General features: G+C 45.4%; 19 protein-coding genes and 1 tRNA gene. 15 read left to right on the forward strand and 5 right to left on the reverse strand.

Annotation, left to right across the window (positions count from 1 at the left end; all coding sequences use genetic code 11):
* Positions 1-2: 2 nt before the first annotated feature.
* Positions 3-1,403, reverse strand: coding sequence for a quorum-sensing sigma-54 dependent transcriptional regulator LuxO (luxO, locus tag AC6I7V_RS08925; protein ID WP_255230334.1), 1,401 nt, complete (start codon positions 1,401-1,403; stop codon positions 3-5).
* A gap of 287 nt (positions 1,404-1,690) precedes the next feature.
* Positions 1,691-3,721 carry an excinuclease ABC subunit UvrB gene (gene uvrB / locus AC6I7V_RS08930; RefSeq protein ID WP_255230333.1) on the reverse strand — a complete coding sequence of 677 codons (2,031 nt, stop codon included), beginning with the start codon at positions 3,719-3,721 and terminating at the stop codon, positions 1,691-1,693.
* 509 nt (positions 3,722-4,230) lie between these two features.
* On the opposite strand from uvrB, the gene AC6I7V_RS08935 reads away from it, so the two are divergent.
* From AC6I7V_RS08935 to AC6I7V_RS08980, 10 genes are all read left to right on the forward strand, one after another.
* Positions 4,231-4,306: transfer RNA gene (locus tag AC6I7V_RS08935), tRNA-Asn, on the forward strand.
* 532 nt (positions 4,307-4,838) lie between these two features.
* On the forward strand, positions 4,839-5,417 hold the full coding sequence (gene rsxA, locus AC6I7V_RS08940; protein ID WP_255230332.1) for an electron transport complex subunit RsxA: 579 nt from the start codon (positions 4,839-4,841) through the stop codon (positions 5,415-5,417).
* Positions 5,418-5,419: 2 nt separating this feature from the next.
* Positions 5,420-6,004 (forward strand): electron transport complex subunit RsxB, encoded by a 585-nt coding sequence (gene rsxB / locus AC6I7V_RS08945; protein ID WP_255230331.1) that lies wholly within the window; start codon positions 5,420-5,422, stop codon positions 6,002-6,004.
* Positions 6,005-6,011: 7 nt separating this feature from the next.
* Positions 6,012-8,600 (forward strand): electron transport complex subunit RsxC, encoded by a 2,589-nt coding sequence (gene rsxC / locus AC6I7V_RS08950; RefSeq protein WP_498010708.1) that lies wholly within the window; start codon positions 6,012-6,014, stop codon positions 8,598-8,600.
* On the forward strand, positions 8,600-9,646 hold the full coding sequence (rsxD, locus tag AC6I7V_RS08955) for an electron transport complex subunit RsxD (protein ID WP_261881846.1): 1,047 nt from the start codon (positions 8,600-8,602) through the stop codon (positions 9,644-9,646). Before rsxC ends, rsxD begins: the two co-directional genes overlap by 1 nt.
* 13 nt (positions 9,647-9,659) lie before the next feature.
* The gene (gene rsxG / locus AC6I7V_RS08960; protein ID WP_255230328.1) at positions 9,660-10,289 is read left to right on the forward strand and encodes an electron transport complex subunit RsxG; all 630 of its coding nucleotides are present in this window, start codon (positions 9,660-9,662) and stop codon (positions 10,287-10,289) included.
* Positions 10,289-10,981 carry an electron transport complex subunit E gene (locus AC6I7V_RS08965; protein ID WP_255230327.1) on the forward strand — a complete coding sequence of 231 codons (693 nt, stop codon included), beginning with the start codon at positions 10,289-10,291 and terminating at the stop codon, positions 10,979-10,981. Before rsxG ends, AC6I7V_RS08965 begins: the two co-directional genes overlap by 1 nt.
* 130 nt (positions 10,982-11,111) lie before the next feature.
* Positions 11,112-11,747 (forward strand): endonuclease III, encoded by a 636-nt coding sequence (gene nth, locus AC6I7V_RS08970; protein WP_032551991.1) that lies wholly within the window; start codon positions 11,112-11,114, stop codon positions 11,745-11,747.
* Positions 11,748-11,795: 48 nt separating this feature from the next.
* Positions 11,796-12,212, forward strand: coding sequence for a lactoylglutathione lyase (gene gloA, locus AC6I7V_RS08975; protein WP_150893931.1), 417 nt, complete (start codon positions 11,796-11,798; stop codon positions 12,210-12,212).
* A 189-nt stretch (positions 12,213-12,401) separates the two neighbouring features.
* Positions 12,402-12,836 (forward strand): DUF2753 domain-containing protein, encoded by a 435-nt coding sequence (locus AC6I7V_RS08980; protein ID WP_032551989.1) that lies wholly within the window; start codon positions 12,402-12,404, stop codon positions 12,834-12,836.
* A gap of 77 nt (positions 12,837-12,913) precedes the next feature.
* Here the strand turns inward: AC6I7V_RS08980 and motY are convergent, their stop codons facing one another.
* Complete coding sequence (gene motY, locus AC6I7V_RS08985; RefSeq protein WP_255230326.1) at positions 12,914-13,795, reverse strand: flagellar protein MotY; 882 nt, start codon at positions 13,793-13,795, stop codon at positions 12,914-12,916.
* Between the two features lie 188 nt (positions 13,796-13,983).
* Here motY and rnt point away from each other — a divergent pair, with 188 nt between their 5' ends.
* Complete coding sequence (rnt, locus tag AC6I7V_RS08990; protein WP_498010709.1) at positions 13,984-14,628, forward strand: ribonuclease T; 645 nt, start codon at positions 13,984-13,986, stop codon at positions 14,626-14,628.
* A 72-nt stretch (positions 14,629-14,700) separates the two neighbouring features.
* On the forward strand, positions 14,701-16,026 hold the full coding sequence (locus AC6I7V_RS08995) for a Na+/H+ antiporter family protein (RefSeq protein WP_261881849.1): 1,326 nt from the start codon (positions 14,701-14,703) through the stop codon (positions 16,024-16,026).
* Positions 16,027-16,155: 129 nt separating this feature from the next.
* On the opposite strand, the gene AC6I7V_RS09000 is transcribed toward AC6I7V_RS08995, so the two are convergent.
* Positions 16,156-16,782: a DsbA family protein gene (locus tag AC6I7V_RS09000; RefSeq protein WP_255230323.1), complete on the reverse strand. Its 627-nt coding sequence runs from the start codon at positions 16,780-16,782 to the stop codon at positions 16,156-16,158.
* A gap of 76 nt (positions 16,783-16,858) precedes the next feature.
* Positions 16,859-17,194: a Grx4 family monothiol glutaredoxin gene (locus tag AC6I7V_RS09005; protein ID WP_255230322.1), complete on the reverse strand. Its 336-nt coding sequence runs from the start codon at positions 17,192-17,194 to the stop codon at positions 16,859-16,861.
* Between the two features lie 268 nt (positions 17,195-17,462).
* Between AC6I7V_RS09005 and sodB the strand changes: the two genes are divergently transcribed.
* The 3 genes from sodB (at position 17,463) to AC6I7V_RS09020 (ending at position 19,579) form a co-directional block, all read left to right on the forward strand.
* A complete protein-coding gene (gene sodB / locus AC6I7V_RS09010; protein ID WP_032551982.1) occupies positions 17,463-18,047 on the forward strand; it encodes a superoxide dismutase [Fe] in 585 nt (194 codons plus the stop codon).
* A gap of 167 nt (positions 18,048-18,214) precedes the next feature.
* Positions 18,215-18,718, forward strand: a complete 504-nt coding sequence (locus tag AC6I7V_RS09015; protein ID WP_498010710.1) for a VC2046/SO_2500 family protein — start codon at positions 18,215-18,217, stop codon at positions 18,716-18,718.
* 177 nt (positions 18,719-18,895) lie between these two features.
* Positions 18,896-19,579 (forward strand): SDR family oxidoreductase, encoded by a 684-nt coding sequence (locus tag AC6I7V_RS09020; RefSeq protein ID WP_255230320.1) that lies wholly within the window; start codon positions 18,896-18,898, stop codon positions 19,577-19,579.
* Positions 19,580-19,696 lie beyond the last annotated feature (117 nt).

Genomic DNA, 19,696 nt, shown 5'->3' on the forward strand with positions numbered 1-19,696 from the left:
AATTATTCTGAGGACGACTGTTTTGCGTTCCATGCCTGCAGTTTTCGATAAATGGTCGATGGGCTAACATCTAAGAAGCCTGCTGCCCTTGGGATATTACCATCGCATGCTTTAATTGCCTGTTCTATCGCTGTTTTTTCGGTCAACCACAGTGGGAAAATGTCCTTAACCGAGATGTCTTCGCTCTGTTTCTCTTTCAATCGCAGGCTATTTTCTAACGGTTGGTTAAGAGGGGGTGGCAACATATTCAAGGTGATCTCTTTACCGTTATTTAGTACTACGACATTTCGTAAAACGTTTTGCAATTGACGTACATTCCCGGGCCACTCGTACTGGTTGAATCGATCGATCACTTCCTGAGAGAAACGAACAAACGCTTTGCCCTCTTCCACCGACATATAGCCCAACAACGAATAAGCAATCTCAATAACGTCTTCACCGCGTTCGCGCAAGGGTGGAAGATGCAGTGGGATAACGTACAAGCGGTAATACAAATCTTCGCGGAAACGACCTTCTTGAACCTCTTTCCAAGGGTCTCGGTTGGTCGCACAAACAAAACGCACATCCACACTCTTCATTTTTGAAGAGCCTACTTTTTGGAAAGTACCTGTTTGGATAAAACGAAGCAACTTGGTTTGTAGCTCAAGATCCATTTCACACAACTCATCAAGGAACAAAGTTCCTCCGTCGGCTAGCTCGGCTGCACCTTGTCGATCGGTAGCTGCGCCCGTGAACGCACCTTTAACGTGACCAAACAACTCACTCTCAATCAAATCTTTTGGAATAGCAGCACAGTTAATGGCAATAAACGGTTTGTCCCCACGTTTACTTGCAGCATGAATGGCTTCAGCACACACTTCTTTACCTGTACCACTCTCACCGGTGATAAAAATGCTCGCCTTACTCGAAGCCGCGGAGTCGATCGTGCGATACACCTGCTGCATGGTTAGGCTACTGCCGATGAAACCTTGATAGTTCTGGCTGCCCGGGTGTTCAGCGCTATTCTTCAGCTTAGTTGCTTTACGAATGGCATTGTTGACTGTAATTCGTAGACGATCTGCCTCACATGGCTTGATCAAAAAGTCTTGAGATCCATGACGCATCGCTTCAACGGCGGTATCAATCGAGCCGTGGGCTGTCATGAAAATGACCGGAACTTCAGGGAAGTTTTGCTTTACAGCAAATAGAACATCCATCCCCGTCATATCTGGAAGACGAAGATCAAGGAGAATGAGGTCCGGGATTCTATGGTTAAGGCTCTCTATTGCCTCTTTGCCTGTACCCACAATATTGATATCTATCTCTAAAGGGGTCAGGTAAGATCGATACAACGCCGCAACGGACGCCGTATCCTCTACCATTAACAAATATTTCGATTTATTATCAAATGTTTTTGATTGCATATCCTAGCCGATATTATTTTGCATTTATTGTAATAATCGCATTCCGCTTTGCATTATGCAAATTACTAAGCTGTTTTTGTCGTATCATTTTCTATAAAGACTAAAGATCATACAGTTAAACATCTGGCATGAAGGATGCAGTCAAATAATTGACCTTCGGGTCACCTAGCCAACTGACGTTGTTAGTGGATGACATTTCCACAAATGTGAGCCAGTAGATGAGTTACTACTGGCTTTTTTTTGTTCAGAAGAATATTTTTTTTGTAGAAAATAGTAGTTGCTACTGACTAGCTATTGGTTATGAATTGCTGCCTCATCTGTTCAATCTCATCACGCTTCTGCGCGGCAAGCTCAAACTCCAAGTTTTGGGCATGTTGATACATTTCCGCTTCTAGTTTGCTGATCGCTTTATCAAGTTCTTGCGGGCTAAACGTCGCGTAGTTGGCCGCCTCTTCAGCCACTTTAGAGAGTGGAACTTGTTTAGACTGACGCTGTTTCTTGGACTTGGTGATGTCTCCAAGCTCCATAATATCTTTAACATTGCGCTTCAATGCTTGCGGGGTAATCCCCTGCTCCTCATTGTATTGCATCTGTTTGATTCGTCGACGCTCTGTCTCATCAATCGCTTTTTTCATCGACTTGGTGATCGAGTCGCCGTACAAAATCGCCTTACCATGTAGGTTACGCGCAGCACGACCAATCGTCTGAATCAAGGAACGCTCAGAGCGTAAAAAGCCCTCTTTATCCGCATCCAAGATCGCCACCAGCGAAACCTCGGGCATATCTAACCCCTCTCGCAACAAGTTGATACCAACTAACACATCAAATTCACCCAGCCTCAAATCTCGGATGATCTCTACACGTTCCACCGTATCGATATCTGAGTGTAAGTAACGAACTTTCACACCATGTTCTGTAAGGTACTCAGTGAGATCTTCCGCCATGCGTTTCGTTAATGTTGTCACGAGAACCCGCTCCTCTTTTTGTGAACGGATACGAATCTCAGAAAGAAGGTCATCGACTTGAGTAGCAACAGGACGAACTTCAATTTCAGGATCGAGAAGCCCCGTCGGGCGAACCACTTGATCAGCGATATCACCATCAGACTTCTCGAGTTCATAGTTGCCCGGCGTCGCAGAGACAAAGATAGTCTGCGGCGCAATCGCCTCAAACTCATCAAACTTCATTGGTCGATTGTCTAAAGCTGAAGGCAGACGGAAACCAAACTCCACCAGCGTCTCTTTACGCGAGCGGTCACCTTTATACATAGCACCAATTTGCGGCACCGTTACGTGTGACTCATCAATAACCAAAAGCCCATCAGCAGGTAAGTAATCAAATAAAGTCGGTGGCGCTTCACCTTCCGCACGTCCACTTAAATATCGAGAGTAGTTCTCGATGCCCGAACAAAAGCCAAGCTCCGTCATCATTTCAATATCAAACTGTGTACGTTGAGAAATACGTTGCTCTTCCAAGAGTTTATTATTGTCTTTTAGGTATTGTGCTCGCTCACGCAGCTCCTCTTTGATGTTCTCAATCGCATCTAATATGGTTTCTCGCGGAGTTACATAGTGCGTTTTCGGGTAGACAGTAAAACGGGGCAAATCTCGCTGCTTCACCACACCAGTTAGTGGGTCGAAAATACTGATACAGTCGACTTCGTCATCAAACATCTCGATTCGAACGGCATCTTGATCTGATTCAGCAGGGAAAATGTCTATAACTTCCCCACGCACACGGAACTGACCCCGTTCAAAAGCAACGTCGTTTCTTGAGTATTGCAGTTCAGCAAGACGGCGCAGAATATCTCGCTGGTCAATAACATCCCCACGACAGACATGCAGCATCATTTTTAGGTAAGACTTGGGATCACCCAGACCATATATCGCGGAGACTGACGCGACGATAATGGCATCCTTGCGTTCAAGCAGCGCCTTGGTTGCGGAGAGACGCATTTGTTCAATATGTGCGTTAACCGACGCGTCTTTCTCAATGAAGGTATCAGTGGTTGGTACGTAAGCTTCCGGCTGATAGTAGTCATAGTAAGAAACGAAATACTCAACTGCGTTGTTCGGGAAGAAGGCTTTCATCTCTCCGTACAGTTGTGCGGCCAGGGTTTTGTTTGGTGCTAATAAAATAGCTGGTCGCTGAGCTTCAGAAATGACATTGGCCAAGGTAAAGGTCTTTCCTGACCCTGTCACACCTAGCAGCGTCTGGTGCGCTAAGCCAGAATCCAAACCGTCTAACAGTTTCGCAATAGCGGTAGGTTGGTCACCTGAAGGTTTATAGTCAGAAACCAAGTCAAAGAGCTTACTCATAGGTTGTCATTTCCATACTGTTTATTTAATCAGGGTATTGTCTCCTTAGGTTGACTGTAGATGCAACCTTTATCGAGATAATCGCCTCATATTATTGCTATTAAGTTATAGCTTTTATTCAGATTAATTGATATTATCCGTCGCCCTGCCCAAGCTTATCAGCTTAATTTCGATTTTTTTCATCCACGACTTTTCCCCAAAAATTCGAAAATAACCACGTTTTATGCTGTTCACGTAATAACCTTCAAAAGTTATACACGTATCATAATCAAGATAAAACCAATACTTTACATTCACTTAAAGTAAAACCTTGTTTCTTCGTTAAACTGACAAGTCACTTTGTCAAAGTTTCACTCACATACTTATCCACAATTTTGGTGGATAACTAAAGCAAAGCCAAATTCTACAAGGGATACAGAAAAGTAAAGTAATTTATCTATTTTTTTGTCGCCATTTTCTGTTGACAGGTATCGACGGTATTATTAATATTCGCGTCGCTGACAAGCAATTCCCCCTTAGTTCAGTTGGTAGAACGGCGGACTGTTAATCCGTATGTCGCAGGTTCGAGTCCCGCAGGGGGAGCCAAATTCTAGAAAAAAGCTCAATCGAAAGATTGAGCTTTTTTCGTTTTTAACTGCGACTAACTTGTTCCAAGTTAATGTCTCAGCCGAAGCGTCGGACCGTTCTCGCCGCCCGCGTTCGAGTCCCGCAGGGGGAGCCAAATTTAAAGAAGCCGCATCACTCGATGCGGCTTTTTGCGTTTTAAAGCGACTGGTTTGTACCAAACCAATGTCTCAGAGCTGGCCGCCCGCGTTCTAGTCCCGACAGGGGGACCAAATTTAAAGAAGCCGCATCACTCGATGCGGCTTTTTGCGTTTTTATTGACCTGAAATCCTCGAAACGTCGTATCACTCTACTCTTAATATCTGCATTCTTAGTCTTACATTTTGCAACGATCCTTGAGATTGAGAGCGTCTATACTTGCTACAACCAAGTGAATCAAACGATTAGGCGTAGATTTTTTCATCAACTGCCTAAATCCCTAACGATCCTCGGTTGTTATTAGGTGAGCAAAGCAGGATAATATTGGGATCGGAATTTCAAGAATTAATCCATTATGACCGAATACCTTTTGTTGTTGGTTGGCACAGTGCTGGTCAACAACTTTGTGCTAGTTAAATTTTTAGGGCTGTGTCCTTTCATGGGCGTTTCCAAAAAACTGGAGACGGCTATCGGCATGGGCCTTGCTACGACGTTTGTGTTAACACTGGCGTCCGTTTGCTCGTACCTTGTAGAAAACTACATCCTTGCACCACTGGGCATTGAATATCTGAGAACTATGAGCTTCATTTTGGTGATTGCAGTTGTGGTTCAATTTACTGAGATGGTCGTGCACAAAACCAGTCCGACACTCTATCGACTTCTGGGGATCTTCCTACCGTTGATCACAACCAACTGTGCGGTGTTAGGTGTGGCACTTCTTAACATCAATGAGAACCACAACTTTATTCAATCGATCGTTTACGGTTTCGGTGCATCCATTGGTTTCTCTTTGGTACTGATCCTATTTGCCGCTATGCGTGAGCGTATTACCGTGGCTGATGTACCTTTGCCATTTAAAGGTGCATCTATTGCGATGATCACTGCGGGACTAATGTCTCTCGCATTCATGGGCTTTACAGGATTGGTGAAGTAACCATGAGTACCATTTTAATTGCAATCATCGCCTTAGCTGTATTGGCTGCCGTATTTGGCGCCATTCTTGGTTTTGCATCTATTCGATTTAAAGTAGAGGCAGATCCGATCGTCGATCAGATCGACACTATTTTGCCTCAAACACAATGTGGTCAATGTGGTTACCCTGGCTGTAGACCGTATGCGGAAGCTATTGCTAATGGAGACAGCATCAATAAATGTCCTCCTGGCGGTCAGGCAACAATAGAAAAGCTTGCCGATTTAATGGGCGTAGAAGTTGAAGAGTCAGCACATGACCTCGACGACAAAGTTAAGACCGTCGCCTTTATTCACGAAGATATGTGTATCGGCTGTACCAAATGCATTCAGGCGTGTCCGGTCGATGCAATTGTTGGCGGAACCAAAGCCCTACACACAGTTATCAAAGATGAATGTACTGGATGTGATCTTTGTGTGGCTCCATGCCCTACAGACTGTATTGAGATGATTCCAGTAGCAACAACAACTGAAAATTGGAAATGGCAGATGAACATGATTCCGGTTACTGATATTACTAACCAAGCTGCAGACGCAGACAAACAGGCGTAGGGTTAGTATGAACTCATTAATTGAACAAATTCGTACCGGCTCTGTTTGGACATTTCCAGGCGGTGTTCACCCTGCTGAAAACAAAAAGCAATCTAACGGCTTAGCTATCGCGCATGCGTCGATCCCGCAAGAAATTGTCCTGCCTGTAAAGCAGCACATAGGTAAGGCAGGTAACCTTCTGGTCGCCATTGGAGATGATGTATTGAAAGGCCAGCAGCTGACCGCTCTCGACACAGGTTTCACGCTTCCTGTTCATGCTCCAACCTCAGGTACGGTTGTCGCAATCGAACCAAGAACGACAGCTCACCCTTCTGGCTTGTCTGAACTTAGCATCGTGATCAAACCAGATGGCAAAGATCAATGGATTGAGCGCCGAGGTACTCAAAATTACACCGAAAAAACCTCAGACGAGCTACTTGATATCATTCGTCAGGCTGGTATTTCGGGTATGGGTGGCGCTGGCTTCCCTACTGCAAAAAAACTGCAATCAGGCTTAGGTCGCACAGATATTCTGATCGTTAATGCAGCCGAGTGTGAACCTTACATCACCTCAGATGACAAATTACTTCAAGAGCACGCTGACGAAGTGCTCAAAGGCATTGAAGTGGTCGAGCACCTGCTGCAACCAAAGCTGACGGTCATTGGTATCGAAGATAACAAGCCAGAGGCGATCAAAGCTCTTGAACTTGCTGCGAAAGACAAAGATATTGTCATCCGCGTTATTCCTACCAAATACCCATCTGGTGGTGAAAAGCAGCTGATTAAGATCCTGACCAACAAAGAAGTACCTGCCGGCGGCATTCCAGCCGATATCGGGGTCTTAGTCCAAAACGTTGGCTCACTCTACTCAATCAAGCGCGCCGTCATTGATGGCGAGCCTGTTGTGAATCGCGTAGTCACACTGACCGGTAAAACCTTTAAGCAACCACGTAATGTGTGGGCGCTACTGGGTACTCCGGTTAGCGCACTGCTTGCTGAGTTTGGTTACAAAGCCGATAAAAAGCTGCCAAGACTTATTCTAGGTGGGCCTATGATGGGCTTTACCCTGCCGCATGAAAATGTGCCAATCACTAAAACGTCGAACTGTATTCTAGCGCCGACACGTCGCGAGATTTCTCCAAATAGCTATGAAATGGAGTGCATCCGTTGTAGTCAATGTGCAGAGGCTTGCCCAGCATCTCTATTACCACAGCAACTGCAATGGCACGCTAAGGCTAATGAGCTCGACAAGTGTGAAGAGCTGAACATTAAAGATTGTATTGAATGTGGAGCTTGTGCGTTTGTCTGTCCGAGTGAGATCCCATTGGTTCAGTACTATCGCCAAGCGAAAGCCGAAATCAAAACTCGCCGCGATGAAGCAGCTGCAGCCGAGAGAGCCAAACAGCGTTTTGAAGAGAAAAACGCTCGTATGGAGCGCGATAAAGCAGAACGTGAAAACCGCTTTAAGAAAGCAGCAGATAACCGTCGCAAAGAGATGAAAACATCTGACGGCGATGATGCGATAGCCGCTGCCATTGCACGAGTGAAAGCACAAAAAGCGGCTGCGGACACAACCAATAAAGAGCCGGCTGTGAAGCCAGCGGTTGCCGCTGCCATTGCGAAAGCAAAAGCGAAACAAGCTGCTGCTCAACAAAGCAACAGTGCAGAGCCAGATAATTCTGAAATGTCCAAACTGCGTGAGGAACGTAAAAAACTAGCAAGAGAGCGTAAAGCTCAACAAGCTAATGCGGAAAGCCAAACGCCAGGCGAAGACAAAAAAGATGCGGTCGCTGCTGCTATTGCGCGTGCCAAGGCGAAAAAAGCCCAACAAGCTGAAACAAACTCAGAATCAAGCAGTGACAGCAAGAAAGATGCCGTAGCTGCCGCAATAGCTCGAGCTAAAGCCAAAAAAGCCCAACAATCAGAGACAGACCCTGATACCAGCTCGGACAGTAAAAAAGACGCCGTAGCCGCTGCCATTGCACGCGCCAAAGCTAAAAAGGCGCAGCAAGCTCAATCACAAGCTGAAGAAGTAGATACCGAATCAGCAGACGAAGCAGTTGATCCGAAGAAAGCTGCCGTAGCCGCTGCCATTGCACGCGCGAAACCGAAAAAGGCGCAGCAATCTCAACCACAAGTTGAAGAGGTAGAAGCTGAATCTGCAGACGAAGCGGTTGACCCGAAGAAAGCTGCCGTAGCAGCTGCTATTGCACGCGCCAAAGCTAAAAAGGCGCAGCAAGCTCAACCACAAGTGGAAGAAGTAGAACCGGAATCAGCAGACGAAGCGGTTGACCCGAAGAAAGCTGCCGTAGCAGCTGCTATTGCACGCGCCAAAGCGAAAAAGGCGCAGCAAGCTCAATCACAAGCTGAAGAAGTAGATACCGAATCAGCAGACGAAGCGGTTGACCCGAAGAAAGCTGCCGTAGCTGCTGCCATTGCACGTGCGAAAGCGAAAAAGGCGCAGCAAGCTCAACCGCAAGTCGAAGAAGTAGAACCGGAATCAGCAGACGAAGCGATTGACCCGAAGAAAGCTACCGTTGCTGCTGCCATTGCACGCGCTAAAGCGAAAAAAGCTCTGCAAGAGCAAAATAAAAAGAATATTGAGGAGAAAGAGTAGTGGCCTTTTTTATTGCCAGCTCACCGCACGCGCATAGCCGCAGAAGTACACCAGATCTAATGAAATGGGTGGCGATTGCGGCATTACCTGGATTACTGGCTCAAACCTACTTCTTTGGGTGGGGCACAATTATCCAGCTCGTTTTGGCTATCTTGCTCGCCGTTACTTTTGAAGCTGGAGTTATGCTGCTTCGCAAGCGTCCGCCAGTTATGGCTCTGCGTGATTACAGTGCCATTGTCACAGCTTGGTTGCTAAGTGTCGCTATCCCGCCACATTCCCAATGGTGGATGATGGTTATCGGTCTATTCTTTGCGATTGTTATTGCTAAGCACCTCTATGGGGGATTAGGACAAAACCCATTCAACCCAGCTATGGTCGCTTATGTGGTATTGCTGATTTCATTCCCAGTGCAAATGACTAGCTGGAATGCACCTATCAGTCTCAGTGCTGAACCTACAAGCTTTGTTGATTCATTCTTAATGATCTTTACTGGCTTCAACAATGAAGGTCTATCATTGCAGCAAGCTCGTATCGGTATTGATGGCACCACAATGGCAACACCACTGGACGCCTTTAAGACAGCATTAGCTGCAGGTAACACAGCGTCCGAGGCGCTTTCACAGCCACAATTTAGTTGGTTAGCGGGCATTGGTTGGGAGTGGGTAAACATCGCTTACCTACTCGGGGGTTTAGTACTGATCAAGCAACGAGTGATTCAATGGTATATCCCGGTTTCGTTCTTAGCGAGTTTGACGCTATTTAGTCTGGTATTCAGTGTGTTTACTCCGGGTGAGACAGCGTCACCAATGGTCCACCTACTCTCTGGTGCAACGATGTTAGGCGCATTTTTCATTGCGACCGACCCCGTTTCAGCCTCAACTACGGTTAAAGGACGACTCGTGTTCGGTGCCATGATTGGTGGTTTAGTCTTCATTATTCGTAGCTGGGGTGGTTTCCCAGATGGCGTCGCATTTGCAGTATTGTTGGCAAACATGTGCGTTCCTTTGATTGACTACTACACCAAACCACGTACATACGGCCATTAAGGAAACATAAACAATGCTAAATGCGATTAGAAAAAATGGTCTAACTCTTGCGATTTTTGCCTGTGCGTCTACTGGTTTGGTGGCTGTAACCCACTACCTAACCAAAGATCAGATCAAGCTTCAAGAACAAGCTCAACTGCTGTCGGTTTTGAATCAAGTGATTCCTCACGAGAAGCACGACAATGAACTCTTTTCCTCCTGTACCTTGGTTGAATCTGAGGCACTTGGTAGCAAACAGGCGATGCCCGCTTATATCGCAACTCTCAATGGTGAGCCGAGCGCAATTGCCATTGAGGCCATTGCTCCCGACGGCTATAACGGCGCGATTAAAGTGATCGTAGGGCTAGATGTCGAAGGTACTGTATTGGGTACTCGAGTACTTGCACATCAAGAAACCCCAGGACTGGGAGATAAAATCGATCTTCGCGTCACCGACTGGATCACGTCATTTACCGGTAAGCAAGTAACTGAAGCGAATCAAGACAAATGGAAAGTGCGTAAAGATGGCGGTGACTTTGACCAATTCACAGGCGCGACGATCACACCTCGAGCTGTTGTTAAAGCAGTCAAAAACGCCGTTGTTTTCGTCAACGAAAATCAACAAACACTGTTATCTCAGCCTAAAAACTGCGGAGGAGCGTAATGAGTGAACATAAAACGCTAATCAAAAATGGCATGTGGGCGAATAACCCTGCCCTTGTCCAACTGCTTGGTCTTTGTCCTTTACTGGCGGTGTCATCGACGGTGACTAACGCGCTAGGCTTAGGTATTGCCACCCTATTAGTGCTAGTTGGCTCGAATGTTTGCGTATCTCTGGTTCGTAACCATGTTCCAAAAGAGGTGCGTATTCCGGTATTTGTCATGATCATCGCGTCATTAGTAACTTGTGTTCAGCTATTAATGAATGCTTACGCTTATGGCCTCTACTTATCTCTAGGTATCTTTATTCCGCTTATCGTTACCAACTGTATCATCATCGGTCGCGCAGAGGCATTCGCTTCAAAAAACACCCTACTCCCAGCAGCACAAGACGGCTTCTGGATGGGCATGGGCATGACCGCTGTATTGGTTGTACTGGGCGCGATGCGTGAAATCATTGGCAACGGCACTCTATTTGATGGTGCAGATCTTCTGCTCGGTGATTGGGCATCAGCCCTAAGAATCGAAATCTTCCATTTCGACAATAGTTTCTTGCTGGCGCTACTGCCGCCAGGCGCATTTATTGGGGTCGGTTTCTTGATTGCATTGAAAAACCTCATCGACCATCAAGCGAGAGCAAGACAGCCAAAACAAGAAAAACCAACCATCGAACGTGCCCGTGTGACTAACGCATAGTTCAAACTATTCAAAGGGGCTAATTTTGCCCCTTTCGCAAATATAACTAGAGACACTCATAAGAGTGCAAAAATGAGCAAGCTTGACGCTTGAGCGACTCCAAGCTTTAAAACTGGAAAGTAATGTCACTATGAATAATGTCAAACGCGTTCAGATCTTAGAGCGTTTACGGGAGAACAACCCGAATCCTCAAACCGAACTTAATTGGAGTTCACCGTTTGAGCTGTTAATCGCAGTTTTACTATCAGCCCAAGCGACTGATGTGAGTGTGAATAAAGCGACCGACAAGCTTTACCCTGTTGCTAACACTCCTCAAGCAATCTACGACTTAGGTGTTGAAGGACTGAAAGAGTACATCAAGACGATCGGCCTGTTTAACTCTAAAGCCGAGAACACCATCAAAACCTGTCGCATGCTGCTCGACCTGCACAACGGCGAAGTGCCTGAAGACCGTGCCGCTCTTGAAGCTTTGCCTGGTGTGGGCCGAAAAACAGCAAATGTGGTGCTCAACACTGCATTTGGCTGGCCGACCATTGCCGTCGATACTCACATTTATCGCGTCTCGAATCGCAGTAAGTTTGCAATGGGTAAAACCGTCGATGACGTTGAGCAAAAACTGCTTAAAGTCGTACCAAAAGAGTTTAAGCTAGATGTACACCATTGGCTGATTTTGCACGGCCGCTATACTTGTGTCGCGCGCAAGCCACGCTGTGGTAGCTGCATCATTGAAGACTTATGCGAATTCAAAGAGAAGACCGAAGTCTAAACACTTATCGGTTTTCTATAAAAACATCTAAGCTAGGAGCAAAACACTATGTCAAATGGCCGTATTTTACACACCATGCTGCGCGTTGGTGATCTGGACCGTTCAATCGAGTTCTATACAAACGTTATGGGCATGAATGTACTTCGTCGTAACGAAAACAAAGAGTACGAGTACACATTAGTATTCGTGGGCTATGGTGATGAATCACAAGGGTCTGTCATCGAGCTCACTTACAACTGGGGAACTTCTGAATACGACCTTGGTAACGCGTTTGGACACGTTGCTATTGGCGTTGACGACATCTATAGCACTTGTGACGCTATCAAAGCGGCAGGTGGTAACGTCACTCGAGAGCCAGGCCCTGTGAAAGGTGGTTCAACTCACATTGCCTTTGTCAAAGACCCTGACGGCTACATGATCGAGCTGATTCAAAACAAACAAGCAAGTGCAGGTCTAGAAGGTTAATCCCTGTTATAGACATGGCGAAATACCTTCAGTCACAAAGCGAGCACCATGCTCGCTTTTTGTTTGCCTCTATTTTGTAGCAGCGCGTCTCAGAAAACACTATATCTTGCCTACTTCTCAATTATCAGGCTTTACTTGATAATAATTATCGTTTAGATTGGTGCCAGTTTTAATTAGGGAGCTACCATCATGATAAACGAATGGGAAAAACACACATTACTTGCCGATACTGCACTGCAACTCGACGATCCTATTCGAAGTATCCTTCACTATCAGCAAGCTTTGACTCTCAGTGAACGAATCACTGAACGCACTGATATTGAAGCTGACGAGCGATTGCTGATTTCAGTGATCTCTTGCCACAATTTGGCGCAATTCTGGCGCTGGGCTGGCGATACCGATTATGAATTGAAGTATCTTCAACTGGCTTCTGAAAAGGTATTGACCCTGATTCCCCAGTGCCCTAACACGCAGTGTTCAAGCTTCATTGATTCTATTGGCTGCTGCAAAAAAGCATTGATTGATTTCATGAAGCGCCACCCAAATCCACAGATAGCTTCAATGGTTGAGAAAATTGATACAGCGACCAATTGTGAAATTATTGCTAAGTTCCGCTTGAATTAATTCCTGTTCAGAAACAAAAAATGCCAGTCTCGACAGACTGGCATTTTTTATCGTTTAACTCATTAAAACTGCAAAATCTAGACCTGAGTTCGTCCGAGCGAAATCACCACACGTCGGTTTTTGTCTTTGCCTATTGGAGACGCATTATCAGCTATCGGACGGCGCTTACCATAGCCTTGTACTTGGATTCGCTCTTCTGAAAGGCCAAGCGATTTAAAGTACTCACGCAGCGACTCTGCTCGGCGATCAGATAAGTTTTGGCTGACACGTTTGCTGTCGGCTGAATCTGTGTATGTTGCCACCAATACAAGATCGATATCTTGGTTATGGCGAATGTATTCGGCAATCTGACTCAAGCGCTTTTGCGATGCTTTGCTCAGTTGATCGCTATTTCGGTCATAGTGCAGAATCGTAAATGAGATATCTTCAAAGCTGTAAGGTAATAAATTCGCTATGCAGTCGCTAAACACATTGTATTTCTGTTGGAACAATACCGAAGAGAGTGCCACTTCAATTCGTTGATCTCGGCTTTGCCACTCTTGGTAACTAAACGTTGGATAGCGCCCCTTCTCTAACTCGCTCAGAATACCCCAAGCAGTTTGACCACCAACATACCCGTCAAACTGTTGGAAAAATTTGATGGTTGTCATTCGGTCTGCACTTTCACCAGGACGCCATGGAGGCGGCATAGAGATCAAACTAACATTGCGTGTTGCTCCCATCGGGCGACGCATTTTAAGTTCGAAATCCAATATGATCTTTTTGCTAGCTCTGGATGAAAACTCCGCATCACCAAAGTTTGGAATCGGGTGAACCAATCGACATTCCAATGGGGTATTTGCCACCATTTCCCAAGTCGACTGTTGAGGAGATGCCCCATATCGCTTCTGTTGCGCAAGCGCCGTCGACGACATCAGTAACGAAAACAGAATTGAACCTGTAATTAGTCGTTTATTCATAAAGGGGAGTATCTCTTAAGCAATTCGTTTAACAATGCAGCCGATTGCCGCATATTCTCTCTAATCAAATTGATGCAAATATCGCGCCGAATATGGGTGGCAAATTTATCAATTAATCACTTTCCGGAGTTTTTATCACTGCTATTATCTGCAATAATGCAGGCTCAATCACACTTATTTGGGCTAACATGACTGTAGAAAACGAAGCTCTGACCCTAAAAAAACGTTTCCGTGGCTATTTTCCAGTAGTCATTGACGTGGAAACCGCAGGGTTCAACGCGAAAACCGATGCATTATTAGAAATCTGTGCCATTACCCTAAAAATGGATGAAAATGGAGATCTCCATCCAGCATCGACGCTTCATTTTCATATCGAGCCCTTTGAAGGTGCCAACATCGAGCAAGAAGCTCTAGATTTCAACGGTATCAAAGACCCGTTTAGCCCCTTGCGTGGCGCGGTCTCTGAGCAAGAAGCGCTCAAAGAGATCTACAAGATTGTAAGAAAAGAACAAAAAGCTTCCAATTGCAGCCGTGCCATCATGGTGGCGCACAACGCAACATTCGACTTAAACTTTGTCAATGCAGCCAGTGAACGTTGTAAGCTTAAACGCGTCCCTTTCCATCCTTTTGCAACTTTTGATACTGCTGCCTTAAGTGGACTTGCCTACGGCCAAACCGTTCTGGCTAAAGCTTGCCGTACTGCAGGAATGGAATTCGACAACAAAGAAGCACACTCTGCTTTATACGATACTCAGAAAACGGCTGAACTGTTTTGCGGTATCGTCAACAAATGGAAAGCGCTTGGCGGCTGGCCACTTGTTGAACCAGAATAAAAATAAATCGACACGCGACTTTGCGTAATGTCATCAATTGAAAACAATTAAACACAACACTCCGAGAAAATTATGAACCCTGTTGTTATATCAGTTTGCATCATGCTAGTACTAGCCTTGATGCGTGTTAACGTTGTCGTTGCTCTCACGTTCAGTGCGATCATCGGTGGCGTTGTGTCGGGCATGACTCTTAACGATGCCGTTGCTGCTTTTGAAAGTGGCTTAGGTGGCGGTGCGACTATCGCTCTAAGCTATGCCATGTTAGGTACCTTTGCCGTTGCTATCTCACGTTCAGGTATTACTGACCTGCTTGCTCAAAGCGTTATCAAACGCATTCACGGCAAAGAGAACAGCACAGCTTCGACTGGTTTGAAATACGGCATTCTTGCATCTCTTATTCTTGTAACGATGTCTTCTCAAAACGTTATCCCTGTGCATATCGCCTTCATCCCAATTTTGATTCCACCTCTACTAGGCGTGTTTGCGAAAATGAACCTTGATCGTCGTTTGATCGCGTGTGTGCTGACTTTCGGTCTGATCACACCATATATGGTTCTTCCAATCGGTTTCGGTGGTATCTTCCTAAACAACATCCTGCTCAAGAATCTTCATGACAACGGTCTTGAAAATGTTGTGGCTAGCCAAGTTCCGGTGGCGATGCTACTGCCAGCAGCGGGGATGATCTTTGGTCTACTGACTGCCGTATTTTTTACTTACCGCAAACCTCGTCAATACAAAGAAACTGAGCTTACAACGGTTTCTACAGAAACGAAGCAGATCAACAAGAAGCACATCATTGTTGCAGCGGTTGGTATTGTTGCGGCATTGACTGTACAGCTTTCTACCGGCTCTATGATCATTGGTGCTTTGGCTGGTTTCATGGTGTTCACGTTTGGTGGCGTGATTGCATGGAAAGAGACACAAGATGTGTTCACGAAAGGCGTTCATATGATGGCGATGATCGGCTTCATCATGATCGCTGCAGCAGGTTTTGCGGCGGTAATGAAACAAACTGGTGGCGTAGAGTCTCTGGTTGAAGCGCTATCAACATCAATCGGCGACAACAAACCGCTTGCTGCACTGCTAATGCTGGTTGTAGGCCTACTGGTCACTATGGGTATCGGTTCTTCGTTCTCGACAATTCCAATTCTTGCAACGATTTACGTTCCACTGGCGGCAGCGTTTGGTTTCTCTCCAATGGCGACTATCGCACTAGTGGGTACTGCTGCTGCATTGGGTGACGCAGGTTCACCAGCATCTGACTCTACGTTAGGTCCAACATCTGGTCTAAACGCAGATGGTCAACACGAGCACGTTTGGGAGACGGTGGTACCTACTTTCATTCACTACAACATCCCACTGATCGTATTCGGTTGGATTGCAGCAATGGTTCTATAAAAGCAATAGTTCTATAAATTAGAACTGTAATATGTCTCCTTTAAAGAAGCCATGTTGAGAACCTAAAACGACCGCCTAGTGCGGTCGTTTTCGTATCAAAAATTTCTTTCGTCTTATCGCTGACATCAATTAAGTAGCAGTGCGATTGACTAGAATTTCTCGAATTGATTTAAGTGTCGTTTCTGATGAGTGATAGTCGAGCTCAACTTCAGTGAAGATGCCATCCACTTCAAGCATTAAGGTTGGGTAAGAGTAAACACCCATCGCCTCTTTGAAGCCCAATTGGTCGTCTAACTCACCTTCTAACAGCTTACCCGATAGATCGCTTTCGAACTGTTGAACGTTCATACCTAACTCTTCCGCTAACTGGAGATGTGTTTCCACGCTGTGTGGCAGCATTGCTCGTAAGTAATAAGCATGTTGAATCGCTTCTAGCATCTCTTCGTAATGATCTTGGAACCCTGCGGCAATGACGGCACGGCAAGCTGGGTAAGTACTACGTACGGGTTCGCACTCGCTCCAAAATTCATGGTTAAACTCAGTTCCGAGTTTCACTTCAATCTGCTTCCAAATCGCTTGCAACTTTTGCTTCATCTCATCAGACATCGGCTCATCAGAATCAGGGGCAAGGCCACCCACCACATAATTAAACTCGATGCTCGCAGGCAATTGCTGCTTAAGAAGTTTTAATACTGGCTTGTATCCCCAACACCAACTACACATTGGATCGTGGACATAGTGAAGTTTTACATTCATTGCATTTCCCTTATACCAATAAAAAAGGAGCCCAACGGCCCCTTTTCTCATTGAGTGTCGCTAAAAAGCTTAGCTCTTACTCTTCGTCGCCAGCAACTTTCGCCGCTGCTTCTTTGATAAGCGGCTGAAGTTCGCCTTTTTGGAACATCTCAAGGATGATGTCACAACCACCGATCAACTCACCTTCAACCCAAAGTTGTGGGAATGTTGGCCACTGTGCGTAAGCTGGTAGCTCAGCACGAATATCAGGGTTTTGTAGGATGTCTACGTAAGCAAACTTTTCACCACATGCCATTAGCGCTTGAGATGCTTGAGAAGAAAAACCACAGCTTGGTAGTTTAGGAGAACCTTTCATGTAAAGTAGAATGGTATTTTCTTCAATTTGCTGCTTGATTTTATCGATAGTTTCCATTGCTTCCTCGTTAATGGATTACGGCTTTATTGCCTTTATTCTACCCCAAACCCCAAGAATAAAAACCATATAAAAAAAATGGTTAAAGAGTTAGAGTAAGATTTCATAGAAAATCACACAAATGTGCTTTTAATAAAGTAAAAACTTGCTAAACTATATCGCAAGTCAGCAAATTGACCGTAGCCTGCAAAATGTAAGCTATGAATAATAAATATCACTGGAAGCAATCGAAAGAGGTAACTCTTTCATATCAATGGAGAATTGAGTAATGGCATTTGAACTACCAGCTCTACCTTACGCGAAAGACGCACTAGAACCACACATCTCTGCAGAGACTCTAGATTTCCACCACGGTAAGCACCACAACACTTACGTTGTTAAGCTAAACGGTCTTATCCCTGGTACTGAGTTCGAAGGTAAAACACTAGAAGAGATCATCAAGACTTCAACTGGTGGCGTATTCAACAACGCAGCTCAAATCTGGAACCACACTTTCTACTGGCACTGTCTAGCTCCTAAAGCTGGCGGCGAACCAACAGGTGCAGTTGCAGACGCAATCAACGCTTCATTCGGCTCTTTCGAAGAGTTCAAAGCAAAATTCACTGATTCAGCAATCAACAACTTCGGTTCTTCTTGGACTTGGCTTGTTAAGAACGCTGACGGTTCTCTAGAGATCGTTAACACGTCTAACGCTGCAACTCCTCTAACAGAAGAAGGTGTGACTCCACTTCTAACTGTTGACCTATGGGAACACGCATACTACATCGATTTCCGTAACGTACGTCCAGACTACATGAACGCTTTCTGGGCTCTAGTTAACTGGGAATTCGTTGCAGCGAACCTAGCTAAATAATTAGCATTTCGCTGATTCCGATAAAGCTCACGCATGCGTGAGCTTTTTTGTTTTTTGGCTCTTCCCATCCCTCTTGATTAAAATAAAACCAATCAATCAGTTAATCGATCTAAACACTAAAGTTTGAACCAAGCTTGCCGTTAAAGGTGTATCCAAAGAGAGGCACCATGCAAGTAAACACACTCGACAGCAACGTCATTATTAACGAACTCAAGTTTGGGACTGGAATCAACCAAGCGGTTGAGCAAGGTCGCCGTGCTGATTTCGCGTTGCTGATGTCTATGTTTTCCGATGACGTTCGAGACAACACACCTTTGGATTTCCTGCCTGTCGAAGAGACAACCGAGAGTAAACTGCGCCAACAGTTTGGTGTCGCGGAGCCGCAGCCTTTACGTTCAAACCAATCTTCATACGAAATCTCGGCAAAACAGTCACAAGGTTTTCACCAAGCGGGGCTTTCAAGCGCAAAGTTGAATCACTATCTAACCCCTGAAGCCTTGACTTTCATGCCTGAAAGGACGCATGATTTTCCGGAAGAGGTTTACCATAACCTTTCTACGCATGAACGCCGTAAGCTCGCTAAACAACCACCAGCAGAGTTGCCAAATGCAACTTTGTACAACGAGCTCACCACAGCTCAGCGTCAATTCCATATTCAGGCGCAAGCTTAATCACTCAAACCCATAAATAAAGGTGATACATTTCACACGTGTACCTACAAAGTGTGAGCTATCGCCAAGTTCATATAAAGTTCTGTTTTTTCGCTGCTTACTTTGAACTAATTCACACCGATTGCACACTTTTTAACCCATTCTTAGCTAATCACTACTACTCATTTAGGTCTAGGAATGGAAATTAAAAGCTCTATCATATTGGTGACATCTGCTGGGTCACAACTTGGAGGCACCATCGCAAACCATCTTGTGAATTTGGGTGCGACTGTGATTCTTTGCGATATTGACAGCGCTAGCCTAGATGAAACCTACCAAGTTTGTTCTCGCTACTCGACATCTGTTTACAGCTATCCGATAGAACGCTACGACAGCCAAACCATCGTTAAAGTTTTTGACTTCATTCAGCTTACATTTGGTACGACTCCAGATGTATTAGTCAACAACTGGGTCAGCACCCCAATGCCAACGCTCACCGGTACACAACCCGTTAGCTGCTTTATCGATAACTTGTCAGCTATGGCCTCTACCCTTTTCTCATTTGGGCAAGCGAGTGTCGATAGACTGCGCCAAGCGAACAAACAAGGAGTGATTGTGAATGTAATATCCCACGATGACTTTAAAGACATGTCAGGCTTAGAGAGCGCCAACTCAATGATCACAGGCTTCACCCATAGTTGGGCCAAAGAACTGACTCCTTTCAACATTCGTGTTGGTGGTGTGATTCCTGCTATCCATAATGCCGACGGCAAACTCAATAAGTGTCACTGGGCTCAACTTCAAGATGAACTGACCCGAACAGCGGAATACATCATATCCAACGATTACTTTAGCGGTCGAGTAGTCGCGGCTGAGGTCTAAGAGGTCAATCGCTGTTGTGTTTAAATGCAGCGGTTCGAAATACGGTATTTTGATCTATTATTTATATAAACACATTTGGGTTGTATGTGATCAACTTTGCTTGAGAGTACGTTTAGA

This window comes from Vibrio sp. KUL70 (assembly GCF_059725515.1).

Coding starts and splice junctions, on each gene's coding strand:
- AC6I7V_RS09005 (WP_255230322.1), bottom strand. CDS start 17,194: ATGGAAACTATCGATAAAATCAAGCAGCAAATTGAAGAAAATACCATT.
- AC6I7V_RS09015 (WP_498010710.1), top strand. CDS start 18,215: ATGCAAGTAAACACACTCGACAGCAACGTCATTATTAACGAACTCAAG.
- uvrB (WP_255230333.1), bottom strand. CDS start 3,721: ATGAGTAAGCTCTTTGACTTGGTTTCTGACTATAAACCTTCAGGTGAC.
- AC6I7V_RS09000 (WP_255230323.1), bottom strand. CDS start 16,782: ATGAATGTAAAACTTCACTATGTCCACGATCCAATGTGTAGTTGGTGT.
- AC6I7V_RS09020 (WP_255230320.1), top strand. CDS start 18,896: ATGGAAATTAAAAGCTCTATCATATTGGTGACATCTGCTGGGTCACAA.
- rsxG (WP_255230328.1), top strand. CDS start 9,660: ATGCTAAATGCGATTAGAAAAAATGGTCTAACTCTTGCGATTTTTGCC.
- AC6I7V_RS08980 (WP_032551989.1), top strand. CDS start 12,402: ATGATAAACGAATGGGAAAAACACACATTACTTGCCGATACTGCACTG.
- rsxB (WP_255230331.1), top strand. CDS start 5,420: ATGAGTACCATTTTAATTGCAATCATCGCCTTAGCTGTATTGGCTGCC.
- rnt (WP_498010709.1), top strand. CDS start 13,984: ATGACTGTAGAAAACGAAGCTCTGACCCTAAAAAAACGTTTCCGTGGC.
- AC6I7V_RS08965 (WP_255230327.1), top strand. CDS start 10,289: ATGAGTGAACATAAAACGCTAATCAAAAATGGCATGTGGGCGAATAAC.
- rsxA (WP_255230332.1), top strand. CDS start 4,839: ATGACCGAATACCTTTTGTTGTTGGTTGGCACAGTGCTGGTCAACAAC.
- gloA (WP_150893931.1), top strand. CDS start 11,796: ATGTCAAATGGCCGTATTTTACACACCATGCTGCGCGTTGGTGATCTG.
- sodB (WP_032551982.1), top strand. CDS start 17,463: ATGGCATTTGAACTACCAGCTCTACCTTACGCGAAAGACGCACTAGAA.
- motY (WP_255230326.1), bottom strand. CDS start 13,795: ATGAATAAACGACTAATTACAGGTTCAATTCTGTTTTCGTTACTGATG.
- nth (WP_032551991.1), top strand. CDS start 11,112: ATGAATAATGTCAAACGCGTTCAGATCTTAGAGCGTTTACGGGAGAAC.
- luxO (WP_255230334.1), bottom strand. CDS start 1,403: ATGCAATCAAAAACATTTGATAATAAATCGAAATATTTGTTAATGGTA.
- rsxC (WP_498010708.1), top strand. CDS start 6,012: ATGAACTCATTAATTGAACAAATTCGTACCGGCTCTGTTTGGACATTT.
- AC6I7V_RS08995 (WP_261881849.1), top strand. CDS start 14,701: ATGAACCCTGTTGTTATATCAGTTTGCATCATGCTAGTACTAGCCTTG.